The organism is Pseudidiomarina andamanensis (assembly GCF_009734345.1).
Classification (GTDB): domain Bacteria; phylum Pseudomonadota; class Gammaproteobacteria; order Enterobacterales; family Alteromonadaceae; genus Pseudidiomarina; species Pseudidiomarina andamanensis.
In genome coordinates this window covers 1,006,827-1,025,135 of the sequence record NZ_CP032551.1, presented here as the reverse complement: position 1 = coordinate 1,025,135, position 18,309 = coordinate 1,006,827, and the positions used below count along the sequence as shown (strand labels likewise).

The following is an 18,309-nucleotide window of genomic DNA, read 5'->3' as shown; positions in this document are numbered from 1 at the left end:
TTAACCGCCGGCTAACTTTACTTTGAACTCATGTTGTTCTAACCACAATTTTGCTTTTTCACGTTGATCACCTTGCAACTCGATGGTGCCATCTTTCACCGCACCACCAACGCCGCAAGTTTTACGTAACTGAGAGGCATAGTCAGCCAGTAAACTTGGTTGCTGCGGAAGATCAAATAAAACGGTTACACCTTTCCCTTTACGGCCTTTTGTTTGCCGTTGAATACGAACGATTTGTGATTTATCGATTGTTGCTGACGCGTCATCGTTGGCGTTTTCAGCGGGCGCATCGGTTTGTTGGAAACCGAGTTTTTGAAGTTGTTCTTGTAAACTGCTCACAATTTCCTCAAATTCAACTTGGAATAAATAGGTTAGGTGTTATATATTTTTGGCATAAGTATTTTTAACTTGCCACCAACGAGCTATGCCATGAAGTTGCAGCAACTGCGTTACATTGTCGAAGTATTAAATCATAATCTGAATGTTTCAGCGACTGCTGATAGCTTGTATACCTCTCAGCCAGGAATAAGTAAACAGGTTCGAATGCTTGAAGATGAGTTAGGTGTACAAATATTCGAGCGAAGTGGAAAGCATTTGACTCAAGTGACACCGGCCGGTGAGGAAGTGATTGCCATAGCACGTCAAATACTATCGCAAGTTGAAGCTATTCGTGCTGTGGCAGGCGAGTTCACTCAACCTGATCAGGGCAAACTCAATATCGCGACGACGCATACACAAGCGCGATATGCGTTGCCAAACATGATTAAAAGCTTTATGCAGCGTTATCCAAATGTCAGTTTACACATGCATCAAGGCTCACCTGAGCAAATTAGCGAAGCTGCTGCTAAAGGTAAAGCTGACTTCGCCATAGCAACTGAGGCGTTGCACTTGTATCAAGATTTGATCATGTTGCCGTGTTATCACTGGAATCGCTCGATCATCACCCCTGCCGATCATCCCTTGGGTAAACTCAAAGAGGTGACTATCACCGATCTTGGGGATTATCCCATTGTAACTTATGTTCATGGGTTTACTGGGCGCTCCGAGCTAGATCGTGCTTTTAACGAGGCGGGAATTAAGCCAAATGTCGTGTTTACAGCAACTGATGCAGACGTCATCAAAACCTATGTACGTATGGGGTTGGGCATTGGTGTGGTCGCAAGTATGGCGGTAGATTCGAAAAACGATGCAGACTTAATAAACATTCCTGCAGCTCATTTGTTTGCGCCGAGCACCACCAAAATAGGGTTCCGTAAAGGGACGTTTCTGCGTAGTTATATGTATGACTTTCTTGAGGGCTTTGCGCCCCATTTGCATCGCACATTAGTTGAACAAGCGATGATGAAAAAGTCCCAAGATGAAATTGATCGGATGTTTCGAGATGTTGAACTGCCCACCTTGTGAGTGAGCAGTTCAGTTTGAACCGCGGGCTAACACTCGATAATATTGACTGCCAAACCGCCGCGAGCGGTTTCTTTGTATTTGGTTTTCATATCATTTCCGGTATCCCACATGGTTTTAATAACTTTATCTAACGAAACCTTGTGGTCTCCACTTCCGCGTAGGGCAAGACGAGCAGCATTAATCGCTTTGATTGAGCCCATGGCGTTGCGTTCAATACATGGTACTTGAACCAAACCGCCAACTGGGTCACAAGTTAGGCCAAGGTTATGCTCCATACCGATTTCCGCAGCGTTTTCTACGGCACTAACACCGCCACCCATCAGTTCAGCTAAGGCACCTGCAGCCATTGAACAAGCCACACCTACCTCGCCCTGACAACCAACTTCTGCACCAGAAATCGAGGCATTCTTTTTATATAAAATGCCAATCGCAGCGGATGTTAGTAAGAACCGGACAACGGTTTCTTCATCTAACGGAGCAATAAATTTATCGGCGTATTTCATTACCGCAGGGATAATACCGGCAGCGCCATTAGTCGGCGCAGTGACGACGCGTCCGCCGGCAGCATTTTCTTCGTTTACTGCGAGTGCAAATAGATCGACCCAGTCCATCGTTTGCATCGGGTCGGCAGACTTTTCGTTTTTCAATCGCTGGTACAAGCCCGGTGCACGACGACGCACTTTTAAACCACCAGGAAGAATTCCTTCGGTACGAATACCGCGGTCGATACATTCGTCCATTGTCTTCCAGATATGCATCAAATTTTTACGAATTTCGTCTTCGCTACGAAAAACTTTTTCGTTAGCTAACATAAGCGAACTAATTCGCAAGCCATGCTCATGACAATGCTTGAGTAGCTCATCGCAACTATCAAACGGATAGGGGATAGGCTTCGAAGATTGCTCAATCGCTTCTTCTAAAGTGTCTTCAAAATCGGCATCACGTACAATAAAACCACCGCCAATTGAATAATAAAGGTCTTTATAAACGACTTCGTTATTCTTGTAGAGGCGCAATTCCATCGCATTCGCGTGACGCGGCATGGTTTTTCGACGGTGGAAAACTATGGCTCCTTCACGAGGAAACTTGATTTCATGTTGCCCCAGCAACGCAAGGGTTTGCGTTTCTTCGGTGCGTTTTAGAAAGTCATCAACGGTTGTTGTATCGACGGTTTCCGGTTGCTCACCCGCAAGTCCAAGAATAACTGCCTTACCCGTTCCATGTCCTTTTCCGGTTTGCCCTAATGAGCCGAACAACTCAACCACAATACCGTCAATATCTGTCAATCCAATAGCCTTATCAGCTGCCAATAGAAATTCATATGCGGCGCGCATTGGGCCCACGGTATGCGAGCTTGAAGGACCGATGCCAACTTTGTAGATATCAAACACACTGATCATAAATTAACTATGCTTCCATTAGTCGTTTAAAGGGCGATAAATAAGTTGCCGCTCAGGATACACGTGATCAGCTAGTTCACGCAAAATTCCAGCGGTAGCGCCCCAGATGTTTCTTTGCTGATACGGAATAAAGTATACCTGATCGTATATGAAACGCCTTAATCGGTATACAAAATGTTTGTTTTGATGAAGGACTTCGCGCAGTGGCACCGTAAAGATTTCGGCAACTTCGCGATGATCGCGTTCTAACGGCTGACTTGGATTAATGAGCACGACATAAGGCCGAATCAGGAAGTTACTGATGACCGGATAGTCATGTAGTTGACCAACCAGCGTCACATCTTCTGGTAATAATCCAATTTCCTCTTGGGCTTCACGCACGGCTGTTGCGTATAAATCAGGGTCATGCGGTTCTTGGCGTCCACCTGGGAAGCTAATTTGGCCAGCATGATGACGCAGCTGCGCGCTACGTTGTGTCAAAATGACATGTAATTCGCCGTTTTGTTCAAATAGAGGTACTAACACTGCTGCTGGGCGCAAGCGCTTAATCAACGGGCGTTGAATTAACGGTGCAGGGTGGAGTTGAAAGCGGCGCAAGAACTCATCGCGTGTCATGACGATTGTGGTCCGAATTGCTGCGTAAGTACAGGCGTAATACGTGCGACTTTATCGAATGTTTCTTGATATTCACTAGCGCAATCTGAATCAGCAACAAGACCTCCGCCGGCCCAACAGTGCAGAGCACCTTGTTGATCGGCTGAGCGAGTCGCCACTAAAGTACGAATAGCAATGCTTGTATCTGCGCGACCGTGCTGTGAGAAGTATCCAAAACTCCCGCAATAAAAGCTGCGGCGGTGTGGCTCAAGTTCATCAATAATTTCCATGGCACGAATTTTAGGTGCGCCTGTAATTGAACCCCCTGGAAAGCAAGCCGCAAATAATTGAATGTTTTGAGTGGTTGAGCTTAGTTTTCCGGTAACGGTACTCACTAAATGATGAACCGCTGGATACGATTCAATCGCAAATAGTTTGGGTACTTTCACTGAGCGAGGCAGACAGAGCCGGCTCAAATCATTTCTCAACAAGTCGACGATCATGACGTTTTCGGCACGATCTTTACTTGAGTGCTGCAATTCGTCGGCTAACTGACGATCTTTTTGAGCATTGGCTGCACGTGGGCGAGTTCCTTTGATCGGTTTGGTTTCAACATTTCCAAGTTCGTCAATGGCAAGAAAACGCTCTGGAGACAGCGATAGTAATGATCCCTGCTCAAGCTGCATAAATGCTGAGAAAGGCGCATTGTTGTGCTCACGGAGCAGTTCATAAGCCTGCCAGGTGTCGCCCTCGTAGAGGCTGGTAAAACGTTGGGCGAGATTAATTTGATAGCAATCACCAGCGCGTAAGTAACTTTGAACACGGGCAAAATTATCGGCGTAATCGACCGCTGACATATTGCTCTGCCAAGAAGTCAGCAATTGAAATGGAACTTGGTTTGGTTTAGCTACTGAAGGCGATAACCAGAATTCTTTTAATGTCTCGAGTTCTTCTTGTGGAGCTAGAAGCCAGGTTTTCCCAGTTTTTCGATCTCGCATTAATGCTTGCGTGTAGAGTCCAACACAAAGCTCGGGAAGTTCGATGTCTGCGTGCGCTGCGGTTGGTAACGTTTCTAATGCTCGCCCCGCGTCATAGCTCCAAGCGCCGGCTAATCCTCCTTGAAACGGTAACCGAGGTGGCCCTTGATAGTTAGGCAATGTTTGTAAAGCGCGTTCAAGTACTCTTGGCCAATTTTTACTCTTAGTCACAACAAGTTGTGGTTGGCGAAAGATAAAATCCCATTGCCCCGCCGCATGCTCACAGCTATCAAGAAATAGCGCCATAGGCTCATCTTTACAACGACAAAAAAGCGCCGAAAAAGAGTCGGTAATAGGTAATTGAACTGCGTATAAGGGCACAACATTTACTCCGTTGCTACAATGCGTAAAAGCATATCATATTCTACCCTGCGGAAGTGCCATCGAAACTAGTCAGCCAGCCGACAAAACGCTATGATAGCGTCAACTTTACGTTACCCCTTGAAATTCGAACCAAGCTAAGTTCCGAGGTATTCATGGCTACAATTCGTCAGGCAGATTTTATCGAGAGCATTGCTGATGCTCTACAGTACATTTCGTACTATCACCCATTGGATTTTGTTCAAGCGCTTGAAAAGGCTTATCACCGTGAGCAAAGCGAAGCCGCTAAGAATGCGATTGCGCAAGTGCTAACGAACTCACGTATGTCGGCGCAAGGGCATCGCCCAATTTGTCAGGACACGGGTATTGTGACCTGCTTTGTGAAAGTAGGGATGGGCGTGCAGTGGGATAAGACTGATCTAACTGTGCAACAGATGGTCGACGAGGGGACGCGCCGCGCTTACACCAATCCAGAAAATCCGCTACGAGCGTCGATTGTTGCTGACCCAGCTGGCGCTCGCAAGAACACTGGCGATAACACCCCAGCAGTTGTGCATATCGATATGGTACCGGGCGACAATGTCGAGGTGATGATTGCAGCCAAAGGCGGTGGTTCTGAGAATAAATCAAAGATGGTGATGCTAAATCCAAGCGATAACATTGCTGATTGGGTTGTTGAAACCATGCCTAAACTAGGCGCAGGCTGGTGTCCACCGGGAATGATTGGTTTAGGCATTGGTGGTACTGCGGAAAAATCTGCTGTATTGGCCAAAGAAGCCTTGATGGATCCTGTCGATATTCAAGAACTATTGGATCGCGGAGCTCAAAACGCTGAAGAAGAATTGCGTCTAGAGATTTATCATCGCGTGAACAAATTGGGCATTGGCGCGCAAGGCTTAGGTGGTGTTACCACCGTGATGGACGTGAAAATTAAAACAGCACCAACACATGCCGCATCAAAGCCAGTCACGTTGATTCCAAACTGTGCAGCTACTCGCCATGCACATTTTGTACTCGATGGTTCGGGCCCAGCAGATCTGCAGCCTCCGAAACTCGAAGATTGGCCAGATATTACATTTGAGTTGGGTGACGATGCGCGTCGAGTGAATTTAGACACAGTGACGCAAGCGGATATCGAGACATGGAAAACCGGCGAAACAGTTCTGTTATCAGGCAAAATGCTAACCGGTCGCGATGCGGCGCATAAGCGTATTAAAGATATGCTCGATCGTGGTGAAGATCTGCCGGTAGATTTTACCAATAAGTTCATTTACTACGTGGGCCCAGTTGATCCTGTTGGCGATGAAGTTGTTGGCCCTGCAGGCCCAACAACAGCAACGCGCATGGATAAATTTACCGATTTGATGCTCGATAAAACTGGCATCTTAGGCATGATCGGTAAAGCCGAACGTGGTCCAGCAACGGTTGAAAGCATTAAGCAACATAAAGCGGTTTATCTGATGGCCGTTGGCGGTGCTGCTTATCTTGTTGCGAAAGCCATCAAGAAGGCACGCGTTGTGGCGTTTGAAGATCTCGGTATGGAAGCCATCTACGAGTTTGAAGTAGAGGACATGCCTGTCACTGTTGCGGTCGATAGTACCGGTGAGAATGCGCATGAAACTGGTCCTGCTATCTGGCGTGTAAAACTGGAAGCGGCTGATGCTTAATCTTGAGCTATGGCAACTCGTTACAGCCGTCGCAACGGCTGCAATAATTGTTGGGCTTGTGGTGTGGTTAATTCTCGCCCCGCGGAATAAATCGCTGCAACAGGAAGCGTTGCAACAGCAGAGCTTCCTTGAAAACCAACTGCAACAGTTGCGTGAGCAAAATCAACAGCTTCAAGCGGGCTTTGAGCAGCGGCTCGCGCAGCGCGAACAGCAACTTCAGCAAGTTCAGCAGCAACGGAGCGATTTACAAGCTGAATTAGCCGGTGTTCGGGCTGATTTAAGTGCAAAATTGCAAGGCGCTGAAGAGAAGCAGAAGTTGTTGGAAGCGAGTGAGGAGCGTTTGAAGAAAGAGTTCGAACGCTTAGCGCAGCAAATTTTCGAACAAAAATCAGAGCGCCTACAAGCGAGCAGTAAACAAACGCTTGAAACCACACTAGCGCCATTTAAACAGCAGCTTGAAGCATTCAAAACTCAGGTGACTCAGCAATACACTGAAGAGTTGAAACAGCGTTCGGAACTGACTGCGCAGGTGAATTCGTTACGCGATTTGAACAAGCAAATGGCGGCGGAAGCAGAGGCTTTAACTCGCGCACTTAAGGGCGATACCAAAGCTCAGGGTACGTGGGGTGAAGTTGTGCTCGAGCGAATTTTAAAGCAGTCGGGTTTAACCGAAGGCAACGAGTACCACACCCAGTCGCATCATAAAGATGACGACGGCAAAACCTTCAAGCCAGACGTGGTTGTTCACCTGCCGAATGACAAAGATGTGGTGATTGATTCGAAGGTGTCATTAGTTGCCTATGAACGCTACTTTAATAGCGATAATGACACGGAACGTGACCAAGCACTGACTGAGCATGTCAACTCGCTGCGCAGTCATATCAAAGGTTTGGGTAAAAAGAATTATCAGCAACTCGACGGCGTGCGTACCCTTGATTATGTGTTGATGTTTATTCCGATTGAGCCAGCGTTCTTACTTGCGGTTGACCGTGATCCTGAACTCATTCGATTGGCCTTAGATAACAACATTATGCTTGTGAGCCCAACCAACCTTCTCGTTGCTTTGCGCACAGTGAATAATATTTGGCAGTACGAGTATCAAAATCAAAATGCGCAAGTCATCGCCACGGAAGCAGCAAAACTTTACGACAAGTTTGTTGGTTTTATCGAAGATATGCAGAAAATTGGTAATGCCATTGATAGCGTACGTAAGCACTACGATGGCGCCATGAATAAGCTGTCATCGGGGCGCGGTAACCTAGTTGGACGTGTTGAAAACTTCCGTAAACTCGGGGTTCAAACATCGAAGCAGATTGATAATAAACTGCTTAATGATGACAATACAGAGGACGCCGACAAAGACTAAAGTAGGCGCACAATTTAATTGTGCGCTACTTCAATAATTTCAATACGCTGCTGACCTCTTGGACTGTCCCAATCAATCTGCTGTCCTTCCGATAAACCAAGAATAGCAGCGCCTATTGGTGCGAAGACCGAGATTCCGCCATCGATTTGGTTAACTTCAGAAGGTAAGCACAACACTTTGGTAAAGGTTGCAGCAGTTGCGATAATCTTAAAGGTAACCTGACTACCAAGCGCGACAACATTTTCTGGCAATGCATCATTCGAGACAACGTTTGCTCGAGCGAGCTCCCCTTCTAATTCATCTGCACAGTCTGGTAAAGGCTTCGTTGATGCCAGCAATGTCTCAATTTGACCCAAATCTTTTTTCGTAATCGTAATTTCTGGTGGTTGATTCATGTCACATACTCTCTTAATTGATTTAGTCATCGCGTAGATACCAGCAAGCACTAGGCTTAACAGGTTGTGTAGAACGATTAACTTTAGGTTTTAATACTGAACGTTTTTGAGATTCAGCCATGCGCGCCGGACGTATCCGATTACGCCCGGCTTAGATAGGTAAGGTAAGTGTTGTTACGGTATGTTGTGCGTTGTGTTGCACAAGATAAAGGTTCATGTTTTTCCTCGAAGCAATATCATTCAATCATAGTGTCAGGAAAAATAAAGGCAAGTAAAAAAGCCTCATACCGCAAAAGGTGACGAGGCTTTCAAAACAACGAGTCACAGTGTCACTTAGCGTTGCACCGTACCCCATAAGTCGTATTCATCGGCGTGTTCAATCAATACATCGACTCGGTCACCGGGTTGCACGTTAAATTCGCCATTTAAATAGACTAAGCCATCAATTTCAGGTGCATCGGCATAGCTGCGACCAATAGCGCCTTCTTCATCCACTTCATCAATTAATACGCTCAGTGTGCGGCCAATCTTGGCCTGTAGGCGTGCGGCACTAATTTCTTGCTGAACTTCCATAAATCGCGCATAGCGTTGCTGTTTCACTTCTTCTGGAACCGGGTCAGGCAATTCGTTGGCCTTAGCACCTTCAACATCGGAGTAGGTGAAACAACCAACGCGATCAAGCTGCGCATCACGTAAAAATTGTAATAGCTCTTCAAACTCTTCTTCAGTTTCACTAGGGAAACCAACAATGAAGGTACTGCGAATGGTTAAATCCGGACAAATTTCACGCCATTTGCGAATGCGCTCTAATGTGCGATCAGCTGAGCCTGGGCGCTTCATCAGTTTGAGAATGCGTTTATTGGCATGCTGCAATGGAATATCTAAGTAGGGGAGTAATTTACCCTCTGCCATTAATGGAATCACGTCATCCACACTTGGGTACGGGTAAACGTAATGTAGACGAACCCAAACTCCGAGTTGTCCAAGCGCTTCGCACAGCGCAAGCATGCTCGTTTTAACCGGTTGACCTTCCCAAAACCCAGTTTTGTGTTTCACATCAACGCCATAAGCACTGGTATCTTGTGAAATGACTAGTAATTCTTTCACGCCGGCATTCGCAAGACGCTGTGCTTCGCTTAATACATCACCGATAGGTCGACTGACAAGATCGCCGCGCATGCTTGGAATGATGCAGAACGTGCAGCGGTGGTTACAGCCCTCAGAGATCTTTAAGTAGGCAAAATGACGCGGTGTAAGTTTCACACCGGTTTCAGGAACGAGGTTCTCAAAAGGGATTTTCGTTGGTTTTGGTACGTACTGATGTACGTGCCCCATGACTTCTTCATAGGCATGAGGGCCGGTAATAGCCAAGACGTTCGGGTGTACTTCTCGAATTTCATCGTCCTTTGCGCCAAGGCAGCCAGTGACAATCACTTTGCCATTTTCGTTGAGTGCTTCACCAATCGCATCGAGTGATTCTTGTACGGCAGAATCGATAAAGCCACAAGTGTTCACAATAACCATATCGGCGTTGTTGTAGCTGTTTACAATGTCGTAGCCTTCGGTACGAAGTTGGGTAAGAATTCGTTCAGAATCGACGAGGTTTTTCGGGCAGCCTAAGCTGACGAAGCCAATCCGCGCAGCTGAGTCATTAGTCACGGCGGCAGGCTGGAATTTTTCAACGGTCATGATGCGCTCAATTAGTTACAGATAAAATAAACAAGCGCAATTATATCACGCTTATTTTATCTCATGCTAATTGGCACTGTTGATTGCATTTTTTAGCCACAGCTCTTGAGCTTGAATAAAATTGGCGTTGTTTTGAACTTTAGGAATGACTTCATTGATTCGCCTGACGGTTTCGTCACCCCAAGCATTTTTGGTACAAGCGACCGCACCAACAATAATGTCATTCATTAATTGTGTTACCGGCAAAAATGCGAGAGATCGCCCTTCGGTTTCTTCGTAATAGCGTTTCACCATCGGATAATCAATAGTAAAATCGAGACGATTGCTTAAGATCATCGACATCATGCTGGTGTTGGCAGTATCGCCAGAAATATCTGTGTGTTGAGAAGTGCCAAGTAGGTATTTTTCAAGCAAGGGTTGCAGCTTGCCGTATAGTCGACCGACAGGTTGGCCAAATCGATACCGTTGATCTTGCAGCATCAGTTCTAAATCAAGCGGATTGCCATATTTTTTCGTTAACTCTGGCACAAGTTCAGGACGGGTGATGATGCCATGCGTTGGGTAAGTATGGGTAGGCTTCGAAAAGGCGATCAACTCTTGCTCTTCATCTCGATGAATCATGCATGGAAAACAGATATTCTTTTCTCGCTCCCACAGCATACCAATTCGCATTTGCGGTAAATATTCCACTTTTTGATTCGTTTCGGGCATTGCTTGGGTGAATGCGTCAACGAGCGCATCGCAAAGCCCTTGCTGTGCGTAAGGGCCAGAAGCGATGTGAAAGGGTGGCGAAATATTCGCTGCCCACACAATCTCGTGAGGATCTGCATTCGAGCTGTGACTCCAGCTGGTCAGCAAAATCATTAAACTGTAAACAATGCCTCGATGAATCATAATCATGTGCAATTATCAGATGTAAACTTTAAAAAAATGATAATCATGTTAAAGAATGATTGCTAGATCTATTCATCGCAGATTGAATGTGATCTACCCACATTGCGGTCGCACCGCATACTGCTAAGGGTATCATCACTAAGTTTACTAGCGGAATACTTGCCAATACGGCAACAATACAACCGAACGATAAACTCTTTCCAGAGCGACGCCATAATTCGTGACGCATGGTTCGGAACGGAATTTTGTGGTTATCAAATGGGTAGTCGGCATATTGAATGGTCATCATCCAACCACTAAAAAGAAACCATAGAATCTGACCAATAATCGGGACAAATAAAAGTAATAAACCGAACCCAAGAATACGGGGAATGAAATAAATAATCTTTTGAAGCTCGCGTCCGATAATTCGTGGAATATCTCGAACCATCCCAGCCACACCGCCGTCAATTGGGCCTTTGCCAGTTAATCTAATCTCGACTTGTTCAGCTAAAAGACTGTTAAAGGGCGAGGCGATGATATTGGCCACGCTGGTAAAAGTCAGTGCAAAAATCAGCACAATTCCAATCACAATCAATGGCCACAAAAGTACCTCTAACCAATATAAGTAACCTGGCAACCAGGCCATAAGCTTCTCAACACCAATCGTTGTGTAATGGAACGTAGCGTAAATAGCGACACTAAATAGAACGATATTAATAGTAAGTGGTATTAATACGTAACGGCGTAGTCCCTTTTGGAAGGCAAGCTCAAAGCCTCTCTGTATGTAGCTACCGCCAAACTCACTGTAAACGTGCATAGCTTCCCCGTATATTGAATTTAAGTAATAACATGACTCAATGCTTGCTTTTTGTGTGCAGCGAGCGCAGTGAGACAATTATAACTTGTCTCAACGTTACTAATTTCTTGAAACTGTAAGCATTAGTTAATCATTCTAGAACGTGTAAAGCTATTACAAAATTATCGATTATCTGCTAATGTCGAAACCATATAAAAACACGGGATGTTTCCTCTTTTTGGTAGCGAACTGACAACGATTATAAATGCGCCTAAAACACATTAAACTGGTTGGTTTCAAATCGTTTGTAGACCCCACCAAGGTTCCATTTCCACATCAAATGACGTGTGTTGTTGGACCCAACGGCTGCGGTAAATCAAACGTAATAGATGCGGTACGCTGGGTTCTTGGTGAGAGCTCGGCGAAAAACCTGCGTGGTGATGCCATGACGGATGTCATATTTAATGGCTCCAGTTCGCGTAAACCTGTATCTCAAGCCAGTGTCGAACTCGTCTTTGATAACAGCTCTGGACGTATTCAAGGCGAATACGCTAACTACGCCGAAATTTCGGTTAAACGCTTAGTTACTCGCGATGGTCGTTCCGATTACTTTCTGAACAACAGTAAATGCCGACGTCGGGACATCACTGATTTATTTTTAGGTACCGGTCTTGGGCCTCGCAGTTATGCCATTATTGAACAAGGCATGATTTCTCGTCTAATTGAGTCAAAACCGCAAGAACTTCGTATTTTCATCGAAGAAGCTGCAGGTATATCAAAATATAAAGAACGCCGCCGCGAAACCGAAAATCGCATGCAGCACACTCGCGATAACCTTGATCGTTTGAATGACGTGCGCGATGAGCTTGGAACTCAACTTGATAAGCTGCAACGCCAAGCTGCAGCAGCTAGACGGTATAAAGACCTAAAAGCGCAAGAACGAAAATACAAAGCCGAATTGCAAGCGCTACGTTGGTTAGCACAAGAGCAACAAGCCGAACAAATTCGCAGCTCAATTCGCGAGCAAGAAACCGAACTTGAGCGTTGGTTGGCGGAGCAACGTGGTAGTGAACGTGGAACTATTGAGTTACGCGAACTAGCCGAAGAAACCAAACAAAAACTGGATGCTATTCAGCAGCAGTTCTATCAACTCGGTAATGATATCACGCGCCATGAACATGAATTGCAAGCGGTTCGCCAGCAGCAGCAACAACGCGAGCAACGCCGCCATCAATTGCAAGCGGAACTGACTCAACTTGAACAGACCTTGCAGGATGACAAGGCCCAGTGGCAGGAACTTGAACAGCAACGTGAGTTGCTCACGCCGGAATTAGAGATTGCTGAGCAACAGTTGCAAGAAGCCCAAGTGCGACTTGAAACCGAAGAGCAGGCTTGGATGCAATGGCAAGATGATTATCAGCGCCACCTGAATGAGCTTCAACAACATCGCGATCAGCAACAACAGGTTCAGTTACAGCAACAACGCGCTGAACACCAAATTCAACACCATCAAGATGAGTTGCAGCGGGTGCGCCAAGAACTGGACGAGCTTCAGCGCGAATTTGCAAACCTTTCTGACTCACAGTTACAACAACAATTAGATGATTTGTCAGCCGCTCGCGCGCAGTTGCAGGAACAGTTAAAGGCGACAGACTCACAATTGACCGAGGCTTTGACTGAAACTGAGGAACTGCAAGTGCAGCGTGAGCAATTGCAAAGCCAGCAACAGCAGTTACTGGGACAACAGCGTTCTCTAGAGCATTTATTGCAGGCTGCACAAGCTGAAAACTGGCCACAGGCGGTAAGTCAATGGTTACAGGAGCAGGGCATCGAACCACTAGGTCAAGTGCGAGAGCTACTTCAAGTGAACGACACTTGGCAGTTAGCTACTGAGCAAGTGGTTTCCGGTTGGCTAGATGCTTGGGTGCTGGAAGAACGCCCACAGCATTGGCCCCAGCATTTAGGTGCAAAACTCGTCATCCTGCAAAAGCATCAAATCACGCAAGATAGTATGGCGATGCAACTAAGTGGGCCACTGCGTCAGTGGCCGCTACTCAATCAGATAACCTGTCGTTCAGATGCTCAATTGGCGAATGAGGACTCTTCGGTCACGGCGATTAATCAGGAGGGTCAGTGCTGGTCTGCCGGTGGCTATCAAGCGCCGCAAGTTGCTGCTGAGAATAGCCAAATTGCGCAGCAACAAGAGTTGCAGTCTGTCATGAGCGAGCTGCAGAGCCTTGAGCAGAAACTAGCACTCATTAACGACGCTTTAAGCGAGAAGAAATTAACAAGTGTTGAGTTGCAACAGCGCCGCGAACAACAGCGAGAACATTTAAGTGATGTGCAAGGGCAGTATTTAAGCTGTTCGGAAAAGCTGCAATGGCAACAACAGCAACTGACTGCGCTTGCAGGCAAGCAACAAGGACTTGAAGATCGCCAAATTTCGCTGCAAGAACAGCTTGAAACGCTGCAAATTGAACATCAAGAGTTATCCGAACACTATGCGTTATTGCAGTCACAGCAGCAAGACGGCGAGGACGGAGATTGGCAAGAACGTCGTGCTCAGTTGCAAGCTTCTCGCCAACAAGCGCAAACCGCATTAGGTCAGGTTCAAAAGGCACATCAAGATTGTGTGCTTCAGATACAACAGATTGAATCGCAACGGCAACACTTGCAGACGTTGGTTAGTCGAGTCGAAAGTCAGCAACGGCAAGCGCAAGAGCAGCTAACGATGATAGACGAGCCTGATATTGATAGTCAGGAACAACTAGAAGTGCTGGCATTGCAACTCGAAGAGCTGATTCAGCGGCGCGAACAAGTTGATGAGGAGCGCCGAGAATGGGCGAACAAGTTAAGCGAACAAGAGGCTCAAATTCGAGAAATTAGTTCCGGTGCACAAGGCGTACAGGGGCAAATTGAGAAAGTTCGCGTTAAACTTCAAAGTAGCCAGATGGAGCTTGCGGCACTGCAAGAACGTACTCGAAATGTGTTAGCTGTGCTGCAAGAAATGCAACAGCCGCTGAAACCAGTTCTTGAGCAATTATCAGAAGAAGCCAATGAGAAGGCATGGCACGCAGAGCTGGAACGCTTGCAGAATGCGATTCAGCGCCTCGGCGCTATCAATTTGGCAGCGATTGAAGAAGCAGAAGTTTTGGCGGAGCGAAAAGAATATCTTGATCAGCAACATGAGGATCTTTCGTCGTCGCTAGAGACGTTAGAAACCGCCATTCGTAAAATTGATAAAGAAACTCGACAACGGTTTCGGACAACTTATGATGCCGTAAATAGTGGACTTCAGGAGCTCTTTCCAAAAGTGTTTGGCGGTGGCAGTGCATATCTTGAACTAACTGATGATGATTTACTCGAAACTGGGGTTACCATCATGGCACGACCACCGGGTAAGAAAAACAGTACAATTCACCTGCTTTCTGGTGGTGAAAAAGCATTAACAGCTTTATCATTAGTTTTTGCGATTTTCCGATTGAATCCAGCGCCGTTTTGTTTACTTGATGAAGTGGATGCGCCGTTGGATGATGCTAACGTTGGACGTTTCTGTCGACTTGTCGAAGAAATGTCCGCAACAGTTCAGTTTATTTATATCAGCCATAATAAAGTAGCGATGGAGATGGCGTCGCATCTGGCTGGAGTTACCATGCAAGAAGCCGGCGTCTCGCGGCTAGTCGCAGTGGATATTGACGAAGCCGTGGCGCTCACCGAAGCGTCCTAATATAAAAACGAATAAGCAAGTGAGTAGCATGTTATGAGTACGATGCAGATTGTGTTTAGTATCATCGGATTAGTGCTAATTGCCGCAATTGTGGGGCATGGCGTGTGGACAATTCGTCGCAATGAAAAGCTTCAACGTGAGCGTGCAGCTGCTGTCGAACAAAAGCGACAACGTGCTAGCTCAGGTGATTTTGATGATGACGGTATAGGTGAAGTGCGCGTAGTTAAGCGTTCAAATAACGCAACTGAACAACCACGTGCTGATGATACACCGAAGCAGCCTGCCGCAGCGTCGAAGACCAACGTTGAACGCCCGCAACCGGTTACTCCGACTATTCGCGCTACTGATGATGAAGCCGAACTCGACTTACCGGAAGTGAGTGTGGAAGCTGAGGAAATAAAAGCTCGCGCAGCGAAGTCTGAACCAAAGCCGGAAACTGCGTCCAAAGCGGCGTCAAAAGCTGCCTCGAAAGCCTATGATAAAGCCGATGAAGCACCGCAACCTGCTCAACAAAGCATGGATTTGCCGTTGGAACGCAATGACGATGAACCAATCATTACTGAAGAGCCTGAAGAGGTTATCGTATTGCATGTAACAGGTAACATAGAAGGTGCTATTTTATTGCAACAAATGACAGAGCTTGGCTTTAAATTCGGCGATTTTGATATTTTCCACCGCCATGTTGATACTGCCGGCAATGGTCCCGTACTTTTTAGTTTAGCTAACATGTTTAATCCCGGTAGTTTCAATATCGATGCTATTGAAACGTTTCACACTGAAGGCGTCGCCTTGTTCTTAGCGTTACCAATAAAAAGTAATTCGTTGCAGGCATTTAATATGATGCACAATGCGGCGGTAAAACTCGCTGCTGCAGTAGGGCGAGGGCAAGTTCTCGATGAGCACCGTAATCCACTCACGCGTCAAGCTGTACAACATATTCATCAGCGTATTCGTGAGTTCGAACGTAAACGATTAATTAAGCAAAACTAATCATGACCAAAGATTTATTTGATGAAACGCCCAGCGCACCACAGGAACTAGCGAAGCGGGCGGCCTATTTGCGTGAGCTATTAACTCGTTATAATTGCGAGTATTACGAACTAGATGAACCTTCAGTGCCTGATGCGGAGTACGATCGGCTATTCCGCGAACTCCAACAATTAGAGCAAGAATATCCAGATTTAATGCATGCCGATTCACCAACTCAAAAAGTCGGCGGACAAGCGATTGATGCGTTCACGCAAGTAGCACATGAAGCGCCAATGCTTAGTCTTGATAATGCTTTTTCGGATGAAGAATTTGATGCCTTTGCCAAGCGAGTAGCTGAGCGTCTGGACAGCGCTCAAGATATTGCCTTTTGCTGTGAACCTAAATTAGATGGCGCCGCTGTTAGCATTCTTTATGAAAACGGTGCATTAATTCGTGCGGCAACGCGCGGCGATGGGCAAACAGGGGAAGATATCACCGCCAATGTTCGTACTATTCGTAATGTGCCGTTACAGCTGCAAGGTGACTATCCTCAACGCTTAGAAGTGCGAGGCGAAGTATTCATGCCTACCCATGCATTTGAACAGTATAACCAGAAAGCAGCAGCTGCAGGCGAGAAAACCTTTGCGAACCCACGTAATGCTGCTGCCGGTAGCTTACGCCAATTAGATAGTCGTATTACTGCACGTCGGCCGCTGCATTTTTATGCCTACAGTATGGGTGTGGTGAGTGACGATGCCGCTCTTGAATCAACGCACTTTGACCGGTTAAAGCAATTGCAGAGTTGGGGCTTACCCATCAGCGAAGAAGTAAAAGTTGTTGAACAAGCATCCGATTGTCACGCGTATTATCAGGACATATTGCAACGTCGGGAGCAATTACGCTACGAAATTGATGGCATTGTGCTCAAAGTGAACGCCATCGCTTTACAGAACGATTTGGGCTTTGTTTCTCGTGCACCGCGTTGGGCGATAGCGTGGAAATTCCCAGCTCAAGAAGAATTAACCGTGATTCGCGGTGTCGATTTTCAAGTTGGTCGTACCGGCGCAATTACTCCCGTTGCTCGCTTAGAGCCAGTAGCGGTGGGCGGTGTAACGGTTTCTAACGCGACATTACACAATGCCGACGAAATAGAACGTCTGGATATTCGAATTGGTGATACGGTCATTATTCGACGTGCGGGAGATGTTATTCCGCAAGTCGTACAGGTTGTTCATGAACGTCGTCCTAATAACGCTGAATTGATTGAGTTCCCGCATCAGTGTCCGGTTTGTGATTCTCATATCGAGCGTGCTGAGGGTGAGGCGGTAGCACGCTGCACAGGCGGGCTTATATGTGCCGCGCAACGTCGTGAAGCACTCAAGCACTTTGCGTCGCGCAAAGCGATGGATATTGATGGGTTGGGTGATAAGTTAATAGAACAACTGGTTGAGCGAGACTGGGTTAAGTCGCCAGCAGATCTTTTTCGATTGCATGTACGAGAACTTGCTCACCTTCCTCGTATGGGCGAGAAATCAGCGGAGAAAATTGTTGCCGCTATCGCCGCAAGTAAACAAACCACATTGCCGCGGTTTTTATATGCGCTTGGCATTCGTGAAGTTGGCGAAGCCACAGCCGCAAATCTAGCGAGCCACTTTACTGAATTATCGATTATTTCAGCTGCTACTCTTGACGACTTGGAACAGGTGAACGATGTAGGTTCAGTGGTCGCTAGTCATATTTATCAATTTTTCCGTGAGCCACACAATCAGCAGGTAATTGATGATTTGTTGGCGTTAGGTATTAGTTGGCCGGCGGTCGAGAAACTCGCGGAAAGTGAAGCAACTCTCGCCGGAAATACTTACGTGTTAACAGGTACGTTAACAGAGATGACCCGTGATGAGGCAAAGCAAGCGTTACAAGCTAAAGGCGCCAAGGTTTCTGGCAGTGTGTCAGCGAAAACAACCGCGGTTATTGCCGGAGATAATGCAGGCTCGAAACTAGCAAAAGCAGAACAACTTGGCGTGACAATATTGAGTGAGGCCGACCTTATCGACCTCCTCAAGTAGTC

Annotated in this window: 14 protein-coding genes; 6 read left to right on the top strand and 8 right to left on the bottom strand. The window is 46.5% G+C overall.

The annotated features are described in order from the left end of the window. Window positions 1-339 (bottom strand): translation initiation factor, encoded by a 339-nt coding sequence (locus D3795_RS04890; protein WP_310942397.1) that lies wholly within the window; start codon window positions 337-339, stop codon window positions 1-3. A gap of 90 nt (window positions 340-429) precedes the next feature. On the opposite strand from D3795_RS04890, the gene cysB reads away from it, so the two are divergent. Next, window positions 430-1,404 (top strand): HTH-type transcriptional regulator CysB, encoded by a 975-nt coding sequence (gene cysB, locus D3795_RS04885; protein ID WP_156266754.1) that lies wholly within the window; start codon window positions 430-432, stop codon window positions 1,402-1,404. A gap of 26 nt (window positions 1,405-1,430) precedes the next feature. Here the strand turns inward: cysB and D3795_RS04880 are convergent, their stop codons facing one another. Genes D3795_RS04880 through pabB form a run of 3 tightly spaced genes read right to left on the bottom strand, consistent with a single transcriptional unit; the run spans window position 1,431 to window position 4,756 of the window. Then, window positions 1,431-2,804 (bottom strand): L-serine ammonia-lyase, encoded by a 1,374-nt coding sequence (locus D3795_RS04880; RefSeq protein WP_156266752.1) that lies wholly within the window; start codon window positions 2,802-2,804, stop codon window positions 1,431-1,433. Window positions 2,805-2,822: 18 nt separating this feature from the next. Continuing rightward, on the bottom strand, window positions 2,823-3,419 hold the full coding sequence (locus D3795_RS04875) for a CoA pyrophosphatase (RefSeq protein WP_156266750.1): 597 nt from the start codon (window positions 3,417-3,419) through the stop codon (window positions 2,823-2,825). Further along, a complete protein-coding gene (pabB, locus tag D3795_RS04870; protein ID WP_310942396.1) occupies window positions 3,416-4,756 on the bottom strand; it encodes an aminodeoxychorismate synthase component I in 1,341 nt (446 codons plus the stop codon). The genes D3795_RS04875 and pabB overlap by 4 nt, the downstream gene beginning before the upstream one ends. 155 nt (window positions 4,757-4,911) lie before the next feature. Here pabB and D3795_RS04865 point away from each other — a divergent pair, with 155 nt between their 5' ends. Together D3795_RS04865 and rmuC are read left to right on the top strand one after the other, a co-directional pair. Continuing rightward, complete coding sequence (locus D3795_RS04865) at window positions 4,912-6,423, top strand: fumarate hydratase (protein WP_156266746.1); 1,512 nt, start codon at window positions 4,912-4,914, stop codon at window positions 6,421-6,423. Next, window positions 6,416-7,789 carry a DNA recombination protein RmuC gene (gene rmuC, locus D3795_RS04860; RefSeq protein WP_156266744.1) on the top strand — a complete coding sequence of 458 codons (1,374 nt, stop codon included), beginning with the start codon at window positions 6,416-6,418 and terminating at the stop codon, window positions 7,787-7,789. The genes D3795_RS04865 and rmuC overlap by 8 nt, the downstream gene beginning before the upstream one ends. 14 nt (window positions 7,790-7,803) lie before the next feature. Here rmuC and rnk read toward each other — a convergent pair whose 3' ends face one another. The 4 genes from rnk to cysZ all read right to left on the bottom strand — a co-directional run bounded on the left by rnk (window position 7,804) and on the right by cysZ (window position 11,566). Next, window positions 7,804-8,184, bottom strand: coding sequence for a nucleoside diphosphate kinase regulator (gene rnk, locus D3795_RS04855; RefSeq protein WP_156266742.1), 381 nt, complete (start codon window positions 8,182-8,184; stop codon window positions 7,804-7,806). Between the two features lie 333 nt (window positions 8,185-8,517). Next, window positions 8,518-9,873, bottom strand: a complete 1,356-nt coding sequence (gene rimO, locus D3795_RS04850) for a 30S ribosomal protein S12 methylthiotransferase RimO (RefSeq protein WP_156266740.1) — start codon at window positions 9,871-9,873, stop codon at window positions 8,518-8,520. A 66-nt stretch (window positions 9,874-9,939) separates the two neighbouring features. Beyond that, on the bottom strand, window positions 9,940-10,773 hold the full coding sequence (locus D3795_RS04845; RefSeq protein WP_156266738.1) for a hypothetical protein: 834 nt from the start codon (window positions 10,771-10,773) through the stop codon (window positions 9,940-9,942). A 37-nt stretch (window positions 10,774-10,810) separates the two neighbouring features. Further along, the gene (gene cysZ, locus D3795_RS04840; protein ID WP_156266736.1) at window positions 10,811-11,566 is read right to left on the bottom strand and encodes a sulfate transporter CysZ; all 756 of its coding nucleotides are present in this window, start codon (window positions 11,564-11,566) and stop codon (window positions 10,811-10,813) included. Window positions 11,567-11,810: 244 nt separating this feature from the next. Between cysZ and smc the strand changes: the two genes are divergently transcribed. From smc to ligA, 3 genes are read left to right on the top strand one after another with little or no spacing between them, the layout of a single operon-like run. Further along, a complete protein-coding gene (gene smc, locus D3795_RS04835; protein WP_156266734.1) occupies window positions 11,811-15,272 on the top strand; it encodes a chromosome segregation protein SMC in 3,462 nt (1,153 codons plus the stop codon). A 33-nt stretch (window positions 15,273-15,305) separates the two neighbouring features. Next, window positions 15,306-16,262, top strand: a complete 957-nt coding sequence (zipA, locus tag D3795_RS04830) for a cell division protein ZipA (RefSeq protein ID WP_156266732.1) — start codon at window positions 15,306-15,308, stop codon at window positions 16,260-16,262. 2 nt (window positions 16,263-16,264) lie between these two features. Beyond that, the gene (ligA, locus tag D3795_RS04825) at window positions 16,265-18,307 is read left to right on the top strand and encodes an NAD-dependent DNA ligase LigA (RefSeq protein ID WP_156266730.1); all 2,043 of its coding nucleotides are present in this window, start codon (window positions 16,265-16,267) and stop codon (window positions 18,305-18,307) included. Window positions 18,308-18,309 lie beyond the last annotated feature (2 nt).

What these genes read in the sequence shown, in the direction of transcription:
- cysZ (WP_156266736.1), bottom strand. Translation starts at nt 11,566, where the DNA reads ATGCACGTTTACAGTGAGTTTGGCGGTAGCTACATACAGAGAGGCTTT.
- rnk (WP_156266742.1), bottom strand. Translation starts at nt 8,184, where the DNA reads ATGAATCAACCACCAGAAATTACGATTACGAAAAAAGATTTGGGTCAA.
- rmuC (WP_156266744.1), top strand. Translation starts at nt 6,416, where the DNA reads ATGCTTAATCTTGAGCTATGGCAACTCGTTACAGCCGTCGCAACGGCT.
- D3795_RS04880 (WP_156266752.1), bottom strand. Translation starts at nt 2,804, where the DNA reads ATGATCAGTGTGTTTGATATCTACAAAGTTGGCATCGGTCCTTCAAGC.
- ligA (WP_156266730.1), top strand. Translation starts at nt 16,265, where the DNA reads ATGACCAAAGATTTATTTGATGAAACGCCCAGCGCACCACAGGAACTA.
- D3795_RS04865 (WP_156266746.1), top strand. Translation starts at nt 4,912, where the DNA reads ATGGCTACAATTCGTCAGGCAGATTTTATCGAGAGCATTGCTGATGCT.
- zipA (WP_156266732.1), top strand. Translation starts at nt 15,306, where the DNA reads ATGAGTACGATGCAGATTGTGTTTAGTATCATCGGATTAGTGCTAATT.
- smc (WP_156266734.1), top strand. Translation starts at nt 11,811, where the DNA reads ATGCGCCTAAAACACATTAAACTGGTTGGTTTCAAATCGTTTGTAGAC.
- D3795_RS04845 (WP_156266738.1), bottom strand. Translation starts at nt 10,773, where the DNA reads ATGATTATGATTCATCGAGGCATTGTTTACAGTTTAATGATTTTGCTG.
- cysB (WP_156266754.1), top strand. Translation starts at nt 430, where the DNA reads ATGAAGTTGCAGCAACTGCGTTACATTGTCGAAGTATTAAATCATAAT.
- rimO (WP_156266740.1), bottom strand. Translation starts at nt 9,873, where the DNA reads ATGACCGTTGAAAAATTCCAGCCTGCCGCCGTGACTAATGACTCAGCT.
- D3795_RS04875 (WP_156266750.1), bottom strand. Translation starts at nt 3,419, where the DNA reads ATGACACGCGATGAGTTCTTGCGCCGCTTTCAACTCCACCCTGCACCG.